Source organism: Cupriavidus sp. L7L (genome assembly GCF_004353535.1).
In the GTDB taxonomy this organism is placed as follows: domain Bacteria; phylum Pseudomonadota; class Gammaproteobacteria; order Burkholderiales; family Burkholderiaceae; genus Cupriavidus; species Cupriavidus oxalaticus_A.
This window is the reverse complement of record NZ_SMNY01000009.1, coordinates 611,808-631,161: the sequence shown is the minus strand read 5'-3', so window position 1 is coordinate 631,161 and position 19,354 is coordinate 611,808. Positions and strand designations below refer to the sequence as shown.

Sequence of the window (19,354 nt, the reverse complement as noted above, 5' to 3'; positions counted from 1 at the left end):
AGGGCACCCATGGGGTGCCCTTCCTGGGGAAACGCTGGCCGGGTCGCCCCGGCCGGCATGTCCGGCTTACTCCGCAGCCTTGGCAGCGGCGGCAGCCTTCGACACCAGCTTTTCCTTGATACGTGCGGACTTGCCCGAACGCTGGCGCAGGTAGTACAGCTTCGCGCGACGCACGTCGCCGCGACGCTTCACTTCGATGGCAGCGATCAGCGGCGAGTACAGCTGGAACGTACGTTCCACGCCTTCACCCGACGAGATCTTGCGCACGATGAAGGACGAGTTCAGGCCGCGGTTACGCTTGGCGATCACCACGCCTTCGTAGGCCTGCACGCGCTTGCGGTTACCTTCCACCACGTTCACGCTGACGATCACGGTGTCGCCGGGTGCGAATGCGGGGATGGTCTTGTTCGCGGTCAGACGCGCGATCTCTTCCTTCTCGATCTGCTCGATGAGGTTCATCGTTTTTTCTCCGTAACCATCGTGCCGGCGTTGTATGCCCCAGGCATGTCCCGGGCCCCGGCAGAGGATGGGGTTTTACCTGGCGGGAGTTGCCTCCCGCCCTTCCTTCGCCGCCCATTCCGACAAGAATTTCTCGTCGGCGCGGGACAGCAAACCTTGTTCGCGAGCCGCCTCGATCAGGTCGGGGCGCTTTCTCGCGGTATTGGCCAGCGCCTGCTGGCGCCGCCATTTCTCGATCTCGGCGTGATGGCCCCCGAGCAATATCTCGGGCACCCGCACGCCTTCATATTCTTCCGGCCGCGTGTAGTGCGGACAATCCAGCAGGCCGTTGACGAAGCTGTCCTGCACCGCGGACTGCGCGTCGCCCAGCACGCCGGGCAGGTGGCGCACCACCGCGTCGATCAGCGCCATCGCCGGCAGTTCACCGCCTGACAGCACGAAGTCGCCGAGGCTGATTTCCTCGTCCACGCGGCGGTCGATCAGCCGCTGGTCGATGGCCTCATAGCGGCCGCACAGCAGGACCAGGCCCGGCCGTTCGGCCAGCTCCATCACCTTGGCGTGCGACAGCGTCTTGCCTTGCGGCGACATCAGCACCACGTGCGGCTGCGGCACGCCGGCCTGCGCCTGCGCTGCCACTGCGGCATCGATCGCATCGTCCAGCGGCTTGGCCAGCATCACCATGCCGGGGCCGCCGCCATAGGGGCGATCGTCGATGGTGCGGTAATTGTCGACCGTGAAATCGCGTGGATTCCAGCTGCGCAACGCATACCGCTGTTGCTTGGCTGCCCGGCTGGTAATGCCCCAGTCGGTCAGCGCGCGGAACATCTCGGGAAACAGCGTGATCACATCGAACTGCATCCGCTCTCCCCCTCCTGGGCACAATGCCGGGCCTGGCGCCGGGCTCAGTAATCGAGTCCCCAGTCCACCACGATGCGCTTGCCGGCGGTATCGACCGTGCGCAGGAACGCATCGACAAACGGGATCAGCCGTTCGCCGGCCTTGCCGTCCGGCAGCGCGTACGCGACCTGCAGGATCTGGTGGGCACCGTTATCGATCAGGCCGGATACTTCGCCCAGCAACTCGCCTTGCTCGTTGCTGACGCTGCAGCCGATCAGGTCGACCCAGTAAAACTCATCTTCTTCCGGCGCCGGAAAATCCGCACGCCGGATCCACACGCGACGGCCCCGGAGCGCTTCCGCAAGATTGCGGTCGGCAACGCCGGCGGCATTCGCCACCACCGTACCGCTGTGCTCGCGCGACTGCGCGATCTTCACGCAGACCGGCTGGGCCTGCTGCGCCCCGGCGGCAACCAGCCCCGCCTGCGGCGGCGCCAGCAACCACCAGCGACGCGCATGCAGCAGGGCGGATGCGTCATTGGCATGCGGCTGGACCTTGATCCAGCCACGGATGCCGTAGGCCGCGCCGACATAGCCGACTTCCACCAGGTCTTCCGGCAGGGCGTCGGCATACAGCAGCGCCGTGGGCATCTTGGGGGCCTTGGGGGCCTCACCCTGCGGGCCCTGCGGCCGGTTCAGCGGCCGCTGCTTGCGTTCAGTCACGTGCGCAACGAAGAACGTGCCCTTGCGGGCACGCTATAGTTCGCTCAGTCCGATGGACCGGCGGCAATCAGGCAGCAGCCTTGGTGCCTTGCTTGACCAGGCGGGCAACGGTCGGCGACAGCTGGGCGCCAACGCCTTGCCAGTAGGCCAGGCGGTCTTGCGCCAGGCGCAGGCCTTCTTCGCCTTCCGAAGCCAGCGGGTTGTAGAAGCCAACGCGCTCGATGAAACGGCCATCGCGACGGTTGCGCGAATCGGTAGCGACGATGTTGAAGAACGGGCGCTTCTTGCTGCCGCCGCGAGCCAGACGGATAACGACCATGGGATGATTCCTCAGAAAACGGGTGTCCGGGTGTTCAAACGAACACGAAACACAAGAGTATAGCCCAGTTTCCGAGGCCAAACAAACACTTAGGTGATTGACGTGCCGGTGCCGTGCAGGCATCGTGGCAAAAACCGCGACGGGAGGCCTGCCATGCGTCCGCATCTGCACTTCTTGCTTCGTACTGCAAGGCAGTCCGCCCTGCTCGCCGTGGTTCTGCTGGCAGGCAGCGCGGCGGCGGCGCTGCCGCTCGAGCAGATCAAGCTGCCGGCCGGCTTCCGCATCGACGTGTTAACGCAGGAGGTGCCGGGCGCGCGCGCCATGGCGCTGTCGCCGTCGGGCACGCTCTTCGTGGGTTCGTTGCGCGAGGGCAAGGTCTACGCGGTCACCGACGCGCTCGGCGGCCGACCGCGCGTGCGCACTGTTGCCAGCGGGCTGCGCATGCCGGCCGGGGTGGCGCTGCGCGATGGCAGCCTGTACGCCTCGTCGGTGTCCAGGATCGTGCGCATCGACAATATCGAAGCGCGGCTGGACAACCCGCCGGCACCGGTGGTGGTAAGCGACCGCTTTCCGTCAGACGATCACCACGGCTGGAAATTCATCGCCTTCGGGCCGGACGGCTACCTGTACGTCCCGGTCGGCGCGCCCTGCAATATCTGCGCGCCCGACGAGAACCGCTACGCCAACATCATGAAGATGAAGCCCGATGGTAGCGACCTGCAGGTGGCGGCCCGCGGGGTGCGCAATACCGTCGGCTTCGACTGGCACCCGGCCACGCGCGAGCTGTGGTTCACCGACAACGGCCGCGACCGCATGGGCGACGATGTTCCCGACGACGAGCTGAACCGCGCGACGGCGAACAACCAGCATTTCGGCTATCCGTATTGCCACGCCGGCAACGTCGCCGACCCGGAATACGGCGGCAAGCGCCCCTGCTCGGAATTTGTCCCGCCGGTGGCGCGGCTGGGCGCGCACGTGGCCGCGCTCGGCATGCGCTTCTATACCGGCAGCCAGTTTCCGGCGGCATACCGTAACAATGTCTTCATTGCCGAGCATGGCAGCTGGGACCGCAGCCAGCCATCCGGCTACCGCGTGGTGCGCGTGGTGCTGGACGAGTCCGGCAAGGCCGTCCGGCAGGAGGTGTTTGCCCAGGGCTGGCTGCGCGGCAGGCCGTGGGGCCGCCCGGTCGACGTGCTCGTCGCCCCTGACGGCTCGCTGCTGGTCAGCGACGACCTGGCTGGCGCGATCTACCGGATCCGCTACGCACCGTAGCTGGAGACGGCACAAGCGCAGCCCGCAAGAGCCGCCAAAACACCAGGAATGGCAAGGCCATGTGTCCGAAACAATCCGTTACACCGGTAACTCGCTTGGCATAGCGCGACCTGATGGCCGATGCGTACCATGAACCCATCTTCCAACAGCAACTTAGCGCGACAGGAACCTGGGAATCCGCATGATCACCCGCTCTCTCCTGCGCGACCTGGTGGCTGGCATCCTGGTGGCCTCGGGCCTGGTCGGCGCGGTAGCCGCCAGTCATGCCCAGGTCGCGTTCTGGCAACAAAGCCGTGCTGATGCCCGGCCGGTGCGGCTGCAGGCTGGCGATGGCTGGCAGGTCGCCAGCGTGCGCGCCGAAAGCCGCGACCACGTACAGGCGCAGATCGACCGCATGGAAGCCCGCGCCCGCGCAGACGACCGCCTGAGCGGCCGCCGCGCCGCCGCCATGCAGGGCGTTCGCGACGACAACCGTGTGCGCGCCCAGGATCAGCGCAGCAACCCTTCCGACGCCCGCAACGACTCGCGCCCCACCAGCGTGGGTCCCGGCTGGCAGGCACACGGCCGCGACAACGGCGGACGCTGAATCCCCATGCGGCTGGCGCTCGCGTGGCGCCGGCGCCCTGGGAAGCGCCCTGGGAAGCGCGCTGCGGAACTCGCCCCGCGCCCCCATTGTCTTTATCTGAGTGTGTGCCCCACTTTCCGGGTGCCACACACAGGCTGCCGCCCGGCGCTGCCCGGGGCTCACAGCGTGCCGTCCAGTGCAGACGGCAATCGAACTGACCTGCCTCTGCCCGACACCTCCTGTCGGACCCGATCACGACAGCTCGGGCGCAGCCTCCAGAATGACAATAATTCCGTGAGGTTTGTCATGTCACCCCTTCTAAGCGACCTGGTCGAACACGCCGGCCAGTTATCGCTGTCCGTCCTGTTCATGGGTATCCTTACCCTGGTCCTTTACGGCGAAACGCATATCAGCGAACACGCCGCCACCTTTATCAAGAGCCTGCTTACGGGCGGCTGGCATTAGCGTCGCCCTGCGCGTCTGCTGATGCACTTCCACTCCCTGGCCGTGACCGCCGGCGTACAATGACTGCCGGCTGGCACGCGTGTGCCGCCGTTTTTCCCGAACCGCCACGCACGCCCCTACGCCATGCCTGCCGCCACGCCAGCCAGTCCCGCAACCACTCGCGCCACCACCACCCCGGCACGCGGCAAGTCCAAGCTGCTGACGGTCGCGCTGGCGTTCCTGTTCGGCAGCCTCGGGGCGCACCGCTTCTACCTGGGCGGGCTGCGCGACGTGTACGGCTGGGTTCACCTGCTGGGGCTGCTGGCCGGCGTCGTCGGCATTGCCTCGATGGCGACCGATGCCGGGACGCCCGCGCTCAACTGGACGTTCGCCGTTGCCGGCGGAGTCTCGGTCATCAGCGCCTTCCTTGGCGCCATCGTCTATGGCCTGCGCCCGGACGACAAGTGGGACGCGCGCTTCAATCCCCATGGCAAGCCCACGCGCTCCGGGTGGCCGGTCGTGATCCTGGTGATCCTGTCGTTGCTGGTCGGCACCGGCCTGCTGATGGCGGGGCTGGCCATCAGCTTCCAGACCTTCTTCGAATCGCAGGTCGAGGCGGCGCGCGAGCTGTCGCAATAGCCACGCCGGCGGCATTCACTGCGACCTGATCGACCACGTACGCGGCAACTTGCGAGCGGATGATGGCAGGTGATCCGCGATGCCCACCCTGCCGGCATTCGCTTGAGCACCGCGGCGGGCGCCAAAGCTGCCTGCATTTGCGCGTGGTCAATGCGGCCGCAATCGGCAATTCCCCTTTCGCGCAAATCGCCCATACTGGAAAGACCGTCCGATCCTGGCGGCGACATGCGCGGCAGAGCGTGGCTCTGGCGGCGCAAAGGAGCACCAATCGACATGCCAACGTATGACGAAGGACGCCTGGCAGCCATCGCCGTCAGGCTGGCGCTGTCCTCCGGACTGCCGCCATCGAGCGCGAAGGCCGCGCTGGACCTGGCCAGCCGCATGATCGGCGACCAGCAGGCCACTGAAGCAGCTCAGAACAAGGAGCCTTGCGGATCGTCCTTGCCGCGTGGTCCCGCGGGCGGCCGGAATCGCGAAGTATCCAGTTCGAACCGGTTATAGCGGAAGCCGAGCCGGTCGGCGGCCTTGTAGAAGCGCTGACGTAGCAAGTCCGCCCACACGCCCGTGCCCCGCATGCGCGTGGCAAAGCTGGCATCGTAGGCTTTGCCTTCGCGCATGTCGCGAACGCGGTTCATGACCCGCTCGGCGCGATCGGGGAAATGCGCCAGCAGCCATTCCTCGAACAGCGGCCGCACCTCCCAGGGCAGCCGCAGCACGATGTAGTTCGCATAGACGGCGCCCGCCTCTCGCGCCGCTTCCAGCACACGCTCAAGGTCAGGCTCGGTGATGAACGGGATCACCGGGGCAATGCTCACGCCTACCGGAATGCCGGCGTCGGTCAGCGTGCGGATGGTACGCAGTCGGCGTGACGGCGTCGCCGCGCGTGGCTCGAGCGTGCGCGCGATGTCCGCATCCAGCGTGGTGATGGTGACCGCCGCCACCGCGAGCCGCTTGGCGGCCATCGGCGCCAGCAGGTCAATATCACGCTCGATCAGTGAAGACTTGGTGATCAGTGCGACCGGATGGTCGTGTTCGCTCAGCACCTCGAGGATGCCGCGGGTAATGCGCTGCTCGCGCTCGATCGGCTGGTAAGCGTCGGTGTTGACGCCCAGCGCGATGGTCTCGCAGCGGTACGAGGGCCGCGCCAGCGCCTCGCGCAGCTTCTCGGCAGCGTTGGACTTGGCGAACAGCCGGGTCTCGAAGTCGAGCCCCGGCGACAGGTCAAGGTAGGCGTGCGTGGGCCGCGCAAAGCAGTAGATGCAGCCGTGCTCGCAGCCGCGGTACGGGTTCAGCGACACGTCGAACGGGATATCCGGCGACGCGTTGCGGGTCAGGATCGTGCGCGCGCGTTCGCTGCGTACCTGCGTACGCAGCGGCGGCAATGGCGCTTGCGGTGACGGAGTGGTGTTGGAGGCAGCCTCCGGATGCGCCTGCCCGACGGCAGTCGCCGGCTCTTCCATTGCCGGACTACCCCAGCCGTCGTCGAAGGTCTCGCGCTGGTTTCGCTCGAAACGTCCCTGCAGGTTGCTGACCGCGCCGCGTCCCTTGCGCGCGACGGGCGCCCGCGGGCCCGCCTGCGTATCGGCGGCGGCGGTGGACGTGTCTTTGAAGGGATTGGTGGGGCGCTTCATGATTGCCCGGCTTCGTTGGCCTGGCGTGGGTGGTCAGGTCGGCTGGCTCTTGTCCTCGACCGAGATTGCCAGCGTTTCCTTGATTTCTTCCATGACGACATAGCTTTTCGACTGCGCGGCACCGGGCAGTTGCAACAGGATGTCGCCCAGCAGCCGCCGGTATTCGCCGATCTCGCGGATGCGCGCTTTGATCAGGTAGTCGAAATCGCCCGACACGAGGTGACACTCCAGCACTTCCGGGATGCGCAGCACCTCGCGCCGGAACTGCTCGAACATATTGCCCGATTTATTGCCGAGCGAGATCTCCACGAACACTAGCAGTGCACTGCCCAGCAGGGTCGGATTCAACCGCGCGTAGTAGCCCATGATGACACCATCGCGCTCCAGGCGCTTGACCCGCTCGATGCACGGCGTGATGGTCAGGCCGACCGCCTCCGCCAGGTCTTTCATCGAGATCCTGCCGTCTGCCTGCAGCAGCGTCAGGATCCTGCGGTCAAGCCGGTCGAGTGTGCGTACGGGCTGGCGGCTGGTTCTCATTAGTTTTTCCTGTTTTACTGAGAAATTCGGTAACTATGACTGGATTGTATTCAATAGTATAGAGACAAATCCTTCTTCAACCTGAGATCGTAGTTGGGAGCCCCCGAAATGCGTGTTCTCGTACTTGGCAGTGGCGTCATCGGCGTCACCAGTGCGTGGTATCTGGCCAAGGCCGGTCATGAAGTGACCGTCGTCGATCGCGAAGCCGGACCCGCGCTGGGCACAAGCTTTGCCAACGCGGGGCAGATCTCCCCGGGCTACGCGTCGCCGTGGGCGGCGCCCGGCGTGCCGTTGAAGGCGATCAAGTGGATGTTCCAGGACCACGCTCCGCTGTCCATCCGTCCGGACGGCACGCTGTTCCAGCTGCAATGGATGTGGCAGATGCTGCTGAACTGCAGTGCCGAGCGCTATGCCGTGAACAAGGAGCGCATGGTGCGGCTGGCCGAATACAGCCGCGACTGCATCCGCGCATTGCGCGCGGAAACCGGCATCGCTTATGAAGGCCGCCAGCAAGGCACGCTGCAGGTGTTCCGCACCGACGAGCAGCTGCAAGGCGCGGCCAAGGACATCGCCGTGCTGGAAGAAGCCGGCGTGCCCTACCAGTTGCTTTCGCGCGAAGAACTCGCCGCGAGCGAACCGGCGCTGGCCGCTGTCAGCCACAAGCTGAGCGGCGGCCTGCGCCTTCCCAACGATGAAACCGGCGACTGCCAGTTGTTCACGACGCGGCTTTCGCAGATGGCCGAGCTGCTGGGCGTCAGGTTCCTGTACAACCGTTCGATCGACAGCCTGCTGACGCGGGGCGATGCCGTCACCGGCGCCATCGTCAACGGCGAGCCGATCTCCGCCGACCTGGTGGTCGTGGCGCTGGGCAGCTGGTCGACGCAGCTGGTGAAGCCGTTCCTGTCGGGCATGTCCAACCTGCCGGTGTACCCGCTCAAGGGCTTCTCGATCACGGTGCCGCTCAGCGACGCCTCGCGCAGCCCGGTGTCGACGGTGCTGGATGAAACCTACAAGGTCGCCATCACCCGCTTCGACGACCGCATCCGCGTCGGCGGCATGGCGCAGATCGTCGGCTATGACCGCAGCCTCGACCCGGCCAAGCGCCGCACGCTCGAACACGTGGTCACCGACCTGTTCCCCGGTGCCGGCGATGTCAGCCAGGCCACCTTCTGGACCGGCCTGCGCCCGATGACGCCGGACGGCACGCCGATCGTCGGCCCGACGCAGGTACGCGGCCTGTGGCTGAACACCGGACACGGCACGCTCGGCTGGACCATGGCCTGCGGCTCCGGCAAGCTGCTGTCGGACCTGGTCTCCGGGACTTCGCCGGCGATCCGTGCCGATGACCTGTCGGTGGGACGCTATCTCAAGCCCACGCGCCATCACCTGGCGCCGCGGCCGGCGCATGCCTGACAACGGCGACACACAGGCAATACAAGGGCGGCCCTACAGGCCGCCCTTTTTGTTTGCTGATATCGCCTACCCCCGTAGCTATCAATAGACGCAAAAAAGCCGTTCGCGGGAGATCCCGGGAACGGCTCCTTTTGCGAACATGGCCGGCCGTATCATCCACCTCACGGCCGGCAAGCTGACGGCATCAGCCCAGCGCGGCCACCAGTTCCGGCACCACGGTATTCAGATCGCCCACCAGGCCGTAGTCGGCCACGGAGAAGATCGGGGCCTCGGCATCCTTGTTGATCGCGACGATCACCTTGGAGTCCTTCATGCCGGCCAGGTGCTGGATCGCGCCGGAGATACCGACGGCGATGTACAGCTGCGGCGCGACGATCTTGCCGGTCTGGCCGACCTGGTAGTCGTTCGGCACGAAGCCGGCGTCAACGGCGGCGCGCGAGGCACCCAGCGCGGCGCCCAGCTTGTCGGCCAGCGGCGTCAGCACCTTGGTGTAGTTCTCGCCCGAACCCACGCCACGGCCACCCGAGACGATGATCTTGGCGGCGGTCAGTTCCGGACGGTCGCTCTTGGCCACTTCGCGCGAAACGAACTGCGAAACGCCCGCGTCGGCCACAGCCGGCAGGGTCTCGACGGCGGCCGAGCCACCTTCGGCAGCGGCGGCGTCAAACGCGGTGCCGCGCACGGTGATCACCTTGATCTTGTCTTCCGACTTGACCGTGGCGATGGCGTTGCCGGCGTAGATCGGACGCTCGAAGGTGTCCGGGGCGTCGACCTTGGAGATTTCCGAGATCTGGGCCACGTCCAGCTTGGCGGCCACGCGCGGCAGGATGTTCTTGCCGTACGGGGTGGCCGGAGCCAGGATGTGCGAGTAGTCGTTGGCGATGGCCAGCGCCTGCTCGGCCACGTTTTCGGCCAGGCCATCGCCAAAGTAGGCGGCGTCGGCCAGCAGGACCTTGGTCACGCCGGCGATCCTGGCGGCGGCGTCGGCCGCGGCCTTGGCGTTGGAACCGGCCACCAGCACGTGCACGTCGCCGCCGCATTGGGCTGCGGCGGTCACGGTGTTCAGCGTGGCGCCCTTGATCGATTGATTGTCGTGTTCAGCAATGACGAGTGCAGTCATGTTCTATCTCCCCGGCGCTCAGATAACCTTGGCTTCGTTCTTCAGCTTCTGCACCAGCGTCGCGACGTCCGGCACCATCACACCAGCGCTGCGCTTGGCAGGCTCGACCACCTTCAGGGTCGACAGGCGCGGCTTCACGTCGACGCCGAGGTCTTCCGGCTTGACGGTATCCAGCGGCTTCTTCTTCGCCTTCATGATGTTCGGCAGCGTGACGTAGCGCGGCTCGTTCAGGCGCAGGTCGGTCGTCACCACGGCCGGCAGCTTCAGCGATAGCGTTTCCAGGCCGCCGTCGACTTCACGGGTCACCGACGCCTTGCCGTCGGCAACCACCACCTTCGAGGCGAACGTGGCTTGCGGCAGGCCGGCCAGCGCGGCCACCATCTGGCCGGTCTGGTTGGAGTCATCGTCGATCGCCTGCTTGCCCAGGATCACCAGCTGCGGCTGTTCCTTGTCGATCAGCGCCTTCAGCAGCTTGGCCACGGCCAGCGGTTGCAGGTCTTCGTTCGACTCCACCAGGATGCCGCGGTCGGCACCGATGGCCATCGCGGTGCGCAGGGTTTCCTGGCACTGCGTGACACCGCACGACACGGCGACGACTTCGGTGACGACGCCGGCTTCCTTCAGGCGCACGGCCTCTTCCACGGCGATTTCGTCGAACGGGTTCATGCTCATCTTGACGTTGGCCAGATCGACGCCCGTGCCGTCCGCCTTGACGCGGACCTTGACGTTGTAATCCACCACCCGCTTGACTGCGACGAGTACTTTCATGCGCTCACTCCACTGATAGCTGATAGTCAGAAATTTTGTTCGCTCGTCATTATAACCACCGGGTTGGCGGCTCTCCTGTTTTTCGAACGATCGTACTATTTTATCGGCAAAATGATGCCGGGCATAGCCCGGCAGCCACCAGCCGTCAGGAGATTGTGCCGGAAATTGAGGCTTACGCGCATCGTCTGATTGGACGGAAGCCTCAAAGTGACCGGTACATAACCGCGATTGCCAAGGATTACCAGGCGGTGATCACGGATTCCTTGAAGGTCGAATTCACGTATTGCTTGATTTCGGGCGAGTGGTACGCCTTCACCAGCTTGGCCACCCACGGCTTGCCCTTGTCGGCCTCGCGGATCGCGATCAGGTTGGCGTACGGACCCTTCGGACCTTCCATGGCGATAGCATCCTTGGTCGGCGACAGGCCGGCCGATTCCGCGTAGTTGCCGTTGATCGCGGCGGCATCCAGATCATCCAGCGAGCGCGGCAGCTGCGCGGCGTCCAGCTCGACGATGCGGATCTTCTTCGGATTCTCGGCGATGTCCAGCGGGGTCGCCTTCAGGCCGGCGTTAGGCTTGAGCTTGATCACGCCCTTGCTCTGCAGCAGCAGCAGGCCGCGGCCGCCGTTGGTCGGATCGTTGGGCACGCCCACGCGCGCGCCCTGCTTGAGCTGGTCGAGCGACTTGATCTTCTTGGAGTACACGCCCATCGGGAAGGTCACGGTGTAGGCGATGTGCGTGAACTTGTAGCCGCGGTCCTTGATCTGGGCTTCCAGGTAAGGCAGGTGCTGGTAGCTGTTGGCATCCAGGTCGCCGGCGGCCAGCGCGGCGTTGGGCTGGATGTAGTCGCTGAACTCGACCACCTGGATGTTCAGGCCGTCCTTGGCGGCGACCTTCTTCACCTGTTCCATGATCTGGGCGTGCGGGCCGCCGGTCACGCCGATCTTGATCGGCTTTTCCTGGGCGATCGCGCCGGTGGCGAGCGACGCGCCGAGCGCGGCGCCGAGCATCCATTGCAGCAGGTTGCGACGTTGCATGATGTACGTTCCTATCTCTAGAAGTAGTTTGGTTCAGCGGTGGCTGATGCGCCGGACCAGCCAGTCGCCGAAGCTCTGCACGGCCTGCACGAAGATGATCAGGATCACCACCACCGCCACCATTACCTCGGTGATGTAGCGCTGGTAGCCATAGCGGATGCCCAGGTCGCCCAGGCCGCCGCCGCCGATCGCGCCGGCCATGGCCGAGTAGCCGACCAGGCTGACAAAGGTAATGGTCAGGCCGGCGACGATGCCGGGCATGGCCTCGGGCAGCAGCACCTTCCACACGATCTGGCCAGTGGTGGCACCCATCGACTGGGCGGCCTCGACCAGGCCTTTGTCGACTTCGCGCAGTGCGCTTTCGACCAGACGGGCAATGAACGGGACCGCCGCGATGGTCAGCGGCACGATCGCCGCGGTGGTACCGATCGACGAACCCACGATAAAGCGCGTGAATGGAATCACCACTACCAGCAGGATGATGAACGGGATCGAGCGCACCGCGTTGACCACCACGCCGATGGTGCGGTTGAACAGCGGGTGCGACAGCACGCCGCCGCGGTTGGTCAGGTGCAGCAGCACGCCCAGCGGCACGCCCAGCAGCGAGCCGACCACGCCGGAGATCGCCACCATCAGCAGGGTCTCGTTGAACGAGGTCAGGAACAGGTCAGACATTTCAGACCACATGCTCGAACTCCTCCACCACGACGCCTTGCGCCTGCAGGTATTCCATGGCTGCCTTCACGTCGGCGAGCTCGCCGGTGGCCATGATCGCGAGCGAACCGAAGGCCTGGCCCTGGATCTCGTCGATGTGGCCGTGCAGGATGTTGAAATCCAGCCCGTAGCGGCGGATCGCCTGCGCCAGTACCGGCTGGTCGACGCCCTCGCCGGTGAAGGCGAGGCGGTAGACGTGGTCGCGGCCATTGCCGAGCCGGCTTTCGACGCGCTTGAGCACGCTCGCCGGCAGCTCCTGCGAAATGACATCGCCGATCATGGCGCGCGTGACGTCGTGCTGCGGACGCAGGAACACGTCGATCACGCGGCCCTGCTCGACCACCTGGCCGGCCTCGAGCACGGCGACGCGGTCGCACACCTGCTTGATGACCTCCATCTGGTGCGTGATCATCACGATGGTCAGGCCCAGTTCGCGATTGATCTGCCTGAGCAGTTCCAGGATGGAACGCGTGGTTTCCGGATCCAGCGCCGAAGTGGCTTCGTCCGACAGCAGCACCTTGGGCTTGCTCGCCAGCGCGCGCGCGATACCCACGCGCTGCTTCTGCCCGCCGCTGATCTGCGCCGGGTGGCGGTCCTTCAGCGCCGACAGGCCGACCAGCTCCAGCAGCGGCAGCACGGTTGCGGCGATTTCCGCCTTGGGCTTGCCCGCCAGTTCCAGCGGCAGCGCCACATTGTCATAGACGGTGCGCGACGACAGCAGGTTGAAATGCTGGAAGATCATGCCGATCTCGCGCCGGGCCAGGCGCAGCGCGCCGTTGTCCAGCGCGGTCAGGTCCTGGCCGTCGACGACGACGCGGCCGCTGCTGGGCCGGTTCAGCAGGTTGATGGCGCGAACCAGCGTGCTCTTGCCGGCGCCGCTGCGGCCGATGATGCCGAAGACTTCGCCCGCTGCAATCGACAGGCTGACGTCCCGCAATGCATGCACGTCGCCAGACGCGCCCGGGAAGCGCTGCGACAGTCCTTGCAGTTCGATCATGTAAAGGTGACCAAAAGAAAACGGCAACAGGCGAGTTTGTCTCGAGCGCTGTTGCCGCACTTATTTTTGTGAAGCCGGTATTTTATGCGATTCGCTTCATACCATAAACGAATTTTTATCGATGTCTTTATGCACACCCAGCATAAAGAACCACAATAAGTCGACTATCCGCCACGCCACGACGGCGTGCGCTTGTCGAGAAAGGCCTGCACGCCTTCCAGCGCCGAGTCATCCATCATGTTGCAGGCCATGGTCTGGCCGGCGAGCTGGTAGGCGGCCTCGATACCCATTTCAAGCTGGCGGTAGAACAGCCCCTTGCCGGCGGCGACCGCCGCTGCCGGCTTGGCGCAGATACTGGCGGCCAGCCGCGCCACCTCGTCGTCCAGTGCGGCGGCCGGCACCACGCGGTTGACCAGCCCGCGCTCGCGCGCGGTGGCGGCATCGATCATATCGCCGGTCAGCAGCATTTCCATGGCCTGCTTGCGGTGCAGGTTGCGAGACAGCGCCACGCCCGGCGTCGAGCAGAACAGGCCGAGGTTGACGCCGGACACCGCAAAACGCGCGTCGTCGGCGGCGACCGCGAGGTCGCACATCGCCACCAGCTGGCAGCCGGCCGCGGTGGCGATACCTTGTACCCGCGCAATCACTGGCTGCGGCATCTTCTGGATCGCCATCATCACGCGCGTGCAGCGGTCGAACAGGCGCCGGTAGTAGTCGTGCGACGGCGTCGCGCGCATCTCGCGCAGGTCATGGCCGGCGCAGAAGGCCTTGCCCGCACCGGCCAGCACCACCACGCGCACGGCGTCGTCGGCGGCTAGCCGGCGGAAGGTCTCGGCCAGCGCGTCCAGCAGGCCTTCGGACAAGGCGTTGAAGGCCTGGGGCCGGTTCATGGTCACCCGCACCACGCCGGCGGCATCGCGCGTTTCGGTCAGCAGCGGCGCGTCCACGCGCGCATCGTTCTCGGCCATGGCGGATGCCTCCTATCGTTCCAGCAGGACTTTCAGGTGGGCCAGCACGCTGCGGCCGAGCGCGCTCAGGTTATAGCCGCCTTCCAGGCAGCTGACGATACGCCCCTGCGCGTGCTTGCGCGCCACGTCGACAAGCTGGCCGGTGATCCACGCATAGTCCTGCTCCACCAGGCCCATCTGCCCGAGGTCATCCTCGCGGTGCGCGTCGAAGCCGGCCGAGATAAACAGCATCTGCGGGCGGAACTCGTGCAGGCGCGGCAGCCAGATGGTCTCGACCACCTCGCGCACGGCCATGCCGTTGGTGTAGGCCGGCAGCGGGATGTTTGCCATATTAGCCGCCAGGTGCTCGGTGCCGCTGTACGGGTAGAACGGGTGCTGGAAGAAACTGCACATGAGCACATGCTCGTCGCCGCGGAAAGCCGCCTCGGTGCCGTTGCCGTGGTGGACATCGAAATCGATGATGGCGACGCGCTCCAGCCCATGCGCCTGCAGCGCGTGGCGTGCGGCAATGGCCACGTTGTTGAAGAAGCAAAAGCCCATGGCGCGGTCCGGCTCGGCATGGTGGCCAGGCGGGCGCACGCAGCAGAAAGCGTTCTCGAACTCGCCCGAGATCACCGCATCGGTCGCTGCCACCGCGGCGCCGGCGGCCAGCTTGGCCGCGCTCAGGGTGTGGGCGTTCATCGATGTATCCGGGTCGATCGGGTAGTAGCCGCTGGCCGGGCTGGTGCTTTCCAGCGAATCGACATAGTCGGGCCGGTGCACGCGCTCGATCTGCTCGCGCGTGGCCGGCGTGGGCTCGCGGCGCTCCAGCAGCCCGTCCAGGCCGTGCGAAATCAGGTGATCCTCGATCGCCTGCAGGCGTTCCGGACACTCGGGATGAAAATGACCCATCTCGTGCCGCTGGAACTCGGGGTGCGTGTAATAGCCTGTCGGCATCTCTTATCGTCGCTCGGTTGTCTCCATTCGCTACGTTAGCACAGGGCGGGCCTTGCCACCCAATGCGCGTCCTCGCTGGCGAGCCCGGGTTAGCCGGTTCGCGCGCCGGGTCGCGCAAGCTGGCGCCGGGTTGCTGCAGTGGCATCCGCTATACTCGGTGCGACTTGCAAAGGACACCATGACCGACCCCCAGCGCTCACTGCGACGCCCCCTGCTGGGCGCCGCGCTTTCCGCTGCCGCACTCGGACTCTGCGGCCTCTCCCCCAGCCTTCTCGCCGCCGGCAAGCGCCGCGTCAGCGTGCGTGAAGAAGAAATCGAGCCCGGCCGCTACCGCGACAACCCGCAAACCCGCGCCTTTATCGATGAAATGGTGGCGCGCCACAGCTTCGACCGCGGCGCGCTGCAGGACTGGTTCGGCCAGGCGGTCTATTCCTCGACCGTGGTGCGTCTGATCATGCCGCCCGCCACCACCGGGCGCAAAAGCTGGCGCGCCTACCGCTCGCGCTTTATCGAGCCGATCCGCATCAATGCCGGCGTGCGTTTCTGGCAGGACAACCGCGACACGCTGCGCCGCGCCGAGGCCGAATTCGGCGTGCCGGCATCGGTGATCGTCGGCATCATCGGCGTGGAGACCATTTATGGGCGCGACATGGGCACGTTCCGCGTACTCGATTCGCTGTCGACGCTGGCCTTCGACTATCCCGACACGCCGAACCGCGCCGCGCGCTCCACGCTGTTCCGCAACCAGCTGGCCGACTACCTGCTGTGGTGCCGCGATACGCGCACCGATGTGTACTCGGTGCTGGGCTCATACGCCGGCGCGATCGGCATCCCGCAGTTCATGCCGACCAGCCTGCGCGAATACGCCATCGACTACGACAACAATGGCCGCATCGACCTGCGCAACAGCCCGACCGATGCGATCGGCAGCGTGGCGCGTTTCCTGCAGCTGCATGGCTGGGAACCGGGCCGGCCGGTGGTATGGCGCATTGCCGGCGACAGCGGCAGCCTTGGCGTCGCCACCGCGGCCGCGGATGGCGAACCGTGGCCGACGCGCACGCTCAACCAGCTGACCCGCGCCGGCCTGCGCGTGGACGAGCCCATCGACACTGCGCGCGAAGGCGAGACCGGCGTGCTGGTGGTGGACCTGCCCACGCCGGACCAGCCGACCGAGTACCTGCTGGGCCTGCGCAACTTCTATGTGCTGACGCGCTACAACCGCAGCTTCTTCTACGCACTGGCGGTGTACCAGCTGGGCGAAGCGGTCAAGGCGGCAATGGGCTGAGCCACGCCTGACACCCAGACGCAAAAAAAACCTCGCTTGCGCGAGGCTTTCTTGTCTGCGGCCGCCGCCCGGATCAGGCCCGGATCAGGCCCGGATCAGGCCGGGAGCAGGCGGGAACATCAGGCCGGAAACACGCCGGTCGACAGGTAGCGGTCGCCGCGATCGCACACCACGAAGACGATGGTGGCGTTCTCCACTTCCTCGGCGATCCGCAACGCCACGCACAATGCGCCGGCCGCCGAGATGCCGCAGAAGATACCCTCCTCAGCCGCCATGCGGCGTGCCATGTGCTCGGCATCGGCCTGGCTCACCGGCTCGGTGCGGTCGATATGCGCGGGATCATAGATCTTGGGCAGGTAGGCTTCCGGCCACTTGCGGATGCCCGGGATGCGCGAGCCTTCGGCCGGCTGGGCGCCAATGACCTGGATCGCCGGGTTCTGCTCCTTCAAATAGCGCGACACGCCGGTGATGGTTCCGGTCGTGCCCATCGCCGAAACAAAATGGGTGACACGCCCGTCGGTATCGCGCCAGATCTCGGGGCCGGTGCCTTCGTAGTGGGCTTGCGGGTTGTCGGGGTTGGCGAACTGGTCGAGGATCACGCCCTTGCCTTCGCGCTCCATCGCGTCCGCCAGGTCGCGGGCGTATTCCATGCCGCCCTTCACCGGCGTCAGGACAATCTCCGCACCGTAGGCCGCCATGCTCTGCCGCCGCTCCAGGCTCAGGTCCTCGGGCATGATCAGCACCATCTTGTAGCCGCGGATGGCGGCCGCCATGGCCAGCGCAATGCCGGTATTGCCCGAAGTGGCCTCGATCAGCGTATCGCCCGGCTTGATGCGGCCCCGCGCCTCGGCGCGGGCAATCATCGATACCGCCGGGCGGTCCTTGACCGACCCGGCGGGGTTGTTGCCTTCCAGCTTGCCGAGAATCACATTGCCGCGCGCGTCGTTGGCGGCACCGGGAATGCGCTGCAGTCTGACCAGCGGCGTATTGCCGATGGTGTCTTCAATTGTCTTGTAAGCCATGGGGGAGGGGGTGGGCGATGGTAGGTCAGGTTCGCCGGCCATTGTAATCCAGTCACCTTTCCCTCGCCGACAGGCGGGATTTGCGCAAACGCGCCCCGCCTCGCTCCCCTTCCCTGCGCTACTCAGTCGGCCTCGTGGTTGCCTTCGCCCAGCAGGTGGTACAGCAGAATGCAGCCAAAGGTTGCGGTACCGATGCCACCCAGCGTCATGCCGCCCAGCTTCAGCGTCAGGTCGCCGGCGGCCACCGTCAAGGTGGCGCCGACCGTGATCAGGTTGCGCGAGCTGGAGAAGTCCACCTTGTTCTGCACCCAGATCCGGCCCGCGGTCGCGGCGATCAGGCCGAACACCACGATGGTCAGCCCGCCGATCACCGGCCCCGGGATGGTCAGGATCAGCGCACCGAACTTGGGCGAAAAGCCCAGCAGGATGGCCACCGCCGCCGCCACCACGAAGATCAGCGTGGAGTAGATCTTGGTGACCGCCATCACGCCCATGTTCTCGGCATAGGTGGTCACGCCGGTGCCGCCGCCGCTGGCCGACAGCATGGTCGCGATGCCGTCGCCGATAAACGCGCGGCCGATATACGGATCGAGGTTGCGGCCCGTCATCACGCCAATCGCCTTGATGTGGCCAAGGTTCTCAGCCACCAGCACGATCGCCACCGGCGCGATCAGCAGCATGGCGCTGACCTCGAACACCGGCGCGCTGAACGCAGGCAGGCCGAACCAGCTCGCCGCGGCAACGCCGGAGAAGTCGATCGGCTTGCCGAGGCCCATCACGCTGGTGCCCACGTAGTAGGCAAGGTACCCCGCCAGTCCGCCGATCAGTACCGGCAGGCGGCCAAGCATGCCCGGCGCGCGCACCGCAACCAGTCCCACGGCAAGCACCGTCAGCAGGCCCACCCAGGTATCGAGCGACGAGCCGCTGACCGCCTTGACCGCAACCGGGGCCAGGTTCAGCCCGATGGCCGCGACGATCGCGCCGGTGACCACCGGCGGCATCAGCTTTTCCACCCAGGCGTAGCCCACTGCCTGCACCACCAGGCCGATCACTGTGTAGAGCGCGCCCGCTGCAATGATGCCGCCCAGTGCCACCGGGATATTGGGGTTGGGGCCGCTGCCGGCATAGCCGGTGGCGGCGATCACCACGGCGATAAAGGCAAAGCTGGAGCCGAGATAGCTGGGCACCCGGCCACGCACGCACAGGAAAAAGATCAGCGTGCCGATACCGGAAAACAGGATGGCGATATTGGGATTGAAGCCCATCAGGATCGGCGCGATGGCGGTCGAGCCGAACATCGCCACCACGTGCTGGATGCCTGCCAGCAGCGTCTGGCCGGCCGGCAGCCGTTCGTCGGGCCCGATTACCCCTTCGGTCTTGAGCCGCCATTTCGGCAGGAAACCCGCGTCCTCGCCATTCGCCATATGTTGTGCTCCCTGTGTCCGGGCGGGCCGCTGCGTCAGCGGCCGCCGCGATTGTGGTTGGTGATCGCCGCCAACCGGCTGCATATTGCCGGCCGGCACGCGCGCGCGGCAGATCCTGCCGGCGCGGCGTCCGCATGATACTCCGCAGCCGGATGGCTGCGAAGCCGCACAGGTGTAGCACGAGACGTACCAGCAACGACGAGCCCGGACGCATCCGGAGCCGGCACAGGGAGACAGGCTCCGGTT

21 protein-coding genes are annotated in these 19,354 nt (G+C 66.0%); 6 read left to right on the top strand and 15 right to left on the bottom strand.

Annotation, left to right across the window (positions count from 1 at the left end; genetic code table 11):
* Positions 1-66 precede the first annotated feature (66 nt).
* The 4 genes from rplS to rpsP form a co-directional block, all read right to left on the bottom strand.
* Positions 67-459, bottom strand: coding sequence for a 50S ribosomal protein L19 (gene rplS, locus E1J61_RS10805; protein WP_133094033.1), 393 nt, complete (start codon positions 457-459; stop codon positions 67-69).
* Between the two features lie 75 nt (positions 460-534).
* Positions 535-1,317, bottom strand: coding sequence for a tRNA (guanosine(37)-N1)-methyltransferase TrmD (gene trmD / locus E1J61_RS10800; RefSeq protein ID WP_133094032.1), 783 nt, complete (start codon positions 1,315-1,317; stop codon positions 535-537).
* 44 nt (positions 1,318-1,361) lie between these two features.
* The gene (gene rimM / locus E1J61_RS10795; RefSeq protein WP_133094235.1) at positions 1,362-1,946 is read right to left on the bottom strand and encodes a ribosome maturation factor RimM; all 585 of its coding nucleotides are present in this window, start codon (positions 1,944-1,946) and stop codon (positions 1,362-1,364) included.
* Between the two features lie 139 nt (positions 1,947-2,085).
* The gene (gene rpsP, locus E1J61_RS10790; RefSeq protein WP_133094031.1) at positions 2,086-2,337 is read right to left on the bottom strand and encodes a 30S ribosomal protein S16; all 252 of its coding nucleotides are present in this window, start codon (positions 2,335-2,337) and stop codon (positions 2,086-2,088) included.
* 153 nt (positions 2,338-2,490) lie between these two features.
* Between rpsP and E1J61_RS10785 the strand changes: the two genes are divergently transcribed.
* The 4 genes from E1J61_RS10785 to E1J61_RS10775 all read left to right on the top strand — a co-directional run bounded on the left by E1J61_RS10785 (position 2,491) and on the right by E1J61_RS10775 (position 5,257).
* Positions 2,491-3,609 (top strand): sorbosone dehydrogenase family protein, encoded by a 1,119-nt coding sequence (locus tag E1J61_RS10785; protein WP_133094030.1) that lies wholly within the window; start codon positions 2,491-2,493, stop codon positions 3,607-3,609.
* Between the two features lie 181 nt (positions 3,610-3,790).
* A complete protein-coding gene (locus tag E1J61_RS10780; protein ID WP_133094029.1) occupies positions 3,791-4,195 on the top strand; it encodes a hypothetical protein in 405 nt (134 codons plus the stop codon).
* A gap of 285 nt (positions 4,196-4,480) precedes the next feature.
* Positions 4,481-4,639 carry a hypothetical protein gene (locus E1J61_RS37370; protein ID WP_165971452.1) on the top strand — a complete coding sequence of 53 codons (159 nt, stop codon included), beginning with the start codon at positions 4,481-4,483 and terminating at the stop codon, positions 4,637-4,639.
* A gap of 123 nt (positions 4,640-4,762) precedes the next feature.
* On the top strand, positions 4,763-5,257 hold the full coding sequence (locus E1J61_RS10775; protein WP_133094234.1) for a TM2 domain-containing protein: 495 nt from the start codon (positions 4,763-4,765) through the stop codon (positions 5,255-5,257).
* A 413-nt stretch (positions 5,258-5,670) separates the two neighbouring features.
* Here the strand turns inward: E1J61_RS10775 and E1J61_RS10770 are convergent, their stop codons facing one another.
* Together E1J61_RS10770 and E1J61_RS10765 are read right to left on the bottom strand one after the other, a co-directional pair.
* Complete coding sequence (locus E1J61_RS10770; RefSeq protein WP_243736829.1) at positions 5,671-6,888, bottom strand: PA0069 family radical SAM protein; 1,218 nt, start codon at positions 6,886-6,888, stop codon at positions 5,671-5,673.
* A 33-nt stretch (positions 6,889-6,921) separates the two neighbouring features.
* Complete coding sequence (locus E1J61_RS10765) at positions 6,922-7,425, bottom strand: Lrp/AsnC ligand binding domain-containing protein (protein ID WP_133094028.1); 504 nt, start codon at positions 7,423-7,425, stop codon at positions 6,922-6,924.
* A gap of 108 nt (positions 7,426-7,533) precedes the next feature.
* Here E1J61_RS10765 and E1J61_RS10760 point away from each other — a divergent pair, with 108 nt between their 5' ends.
* Positions 7,534-8,838: a D-amino acid dehydrogenase gene (locus E1J61_RS10760; RefSeq protein ID WP_133094027.1), complete on the top strand. Its 1,305-nt coding sequence runs from the start codon at positions 7,534-7,536 to the stop codon at positions 8,836-8,838.
* Between the two features lie 184 nt (positions 8,839-9,022).
* On the opposite strand, the gene E1J61_RS10755 is transcribed toward E1J61_RS10760, so the two are convergent.
* From E1J61_RS10755 to E1J61_RS10725, 7 genes are all read right to left on the bottom strand, one after another.
* Positions 9,023-9,958, bottom strand: coding sequence for an electron transfer flavoprotein subunit alpha/FixB family protein (locus tag E1J61_RS10755; RefSeq protein ID WP_133094026.1), 936 nt, complete (start codon positions 9,956-9,958; stop codon positions 9,023-9,025).
* A gap of 18 nt (positions 9,959-9,976) precedes the next feature.
* A complete protein-coding gene (locus E1J61_RS10750) occupies positions 9,977-10,726 on the bottom strand; it encodes an electron transfer flavoprotein subunit beta/FixA family protein (protein ID WP_029045694.1) in 750 nt (249 codons plus the stop codon).
* Between the two features lie 238 nt (positions 10,727-10,964).
* Positions 10,965-11,762: a MetQ/NlpA family ABC transporter substrate-binding protein gene (locus tag E1J61_RS10745; RefSeq protein ID WP_133094025.1), complete on the bottom strand. Its 798-nt coding sequence runs from the start codon at positions 11,760-11,762 to the stop codon at positions 10,965-10,967.
* Between the two features lie 33 nt (positions 11,763-11,795).
* Entirely contained in the window at positions 11,796-12,449 is a 654-nt protein-coding gene (locus E1J61_RS10740; RefSeq protein ID WP_133094024.1) for a methionine ABC transporter permease, read from the bottom strand.
* Entirely contained in the window at positions 12,439-13,473 is a 1,035-nt protein-coding gene (locus tag E1J61_RS10735) for a methionine ABC transporter ATP-binding protein (protein ID WP_133094023.1), read from the bottom strand. Before E1J61_RS10735 ends, E1J61_RS10740 begins: the two co-directional genes overlap by 11 nt.
* 164 nt (positions 13,474-13,637) lie before the next feature.
* Positions 13,638-14,441: an enoyl-CoA hydratase gene (locus E1J61_RS10730; protein ID WP_133094022.1), complete on the bottom strand. Its 804-nt coding sequence runs from the start codon at positions 14,439-14,441 to the stop codon at positions 13,638-13,640.
* A gap of 12 nt (positions 14,442-14,453) precedes the next feature.
* Positions 14,454-15,377, bottom strand: coding sequence for a histone deacetylase family protein (locus E1J61_RS10725; protein WP_133094021.1), 924 nt, complete (start codon positions 15,375-15,377; stop codon positions 14,454-14,456).
* A gap of 178 nt (positions 15,378-15,555) precedes the next feature.
* Between E1J61_RS10725 and mltB the strand changes: the two genes are divergently transcribed.
* Entirely contained in the window at positions 15,556-16,662 is a 1,107-nt protein-coding gene (gene mltB, locus E1J61_RS10720; RefSeq protein ID WP_133094020.1) for a lytic murein transglycosylase B, read from the top strand.
* A gap of 119 nt (positions 16,663-16,781) precedes the next feature.
* On the opposite strand, the gene cysM is transcribed toward mltB, so the two are convergent.
* Both cysM and E1J61_RS10710 read right to left on the bottom strand, forming a co-directional pair.
* Positions 16,782-17,684: a cysteine synthase CysM gene (gene cysM / locus E1J61_RS10715; protein WP_133094019.1), complete on the bottom strand. Its 903-nt coding sequence runs from the start codon at positions 17,682-17,684 to the stop codon at positions 16,782-16,784.
* 122 nt (positions 17,685-17,806) lie between these two features.
* Positions 17,807-19,108 (bottom strand): solute carrier family 23 protein, encoded by a 1,302-nt coding sequence (locus E1J61_RS10710; RefSeq protein WP_133094018.1) that lies wholly within the window; start codon positions 19,106-19,108, stop codon positions 17,807-17,809.
* Positions 19,109-19,354: the final 246 nt, after the last annotated feature.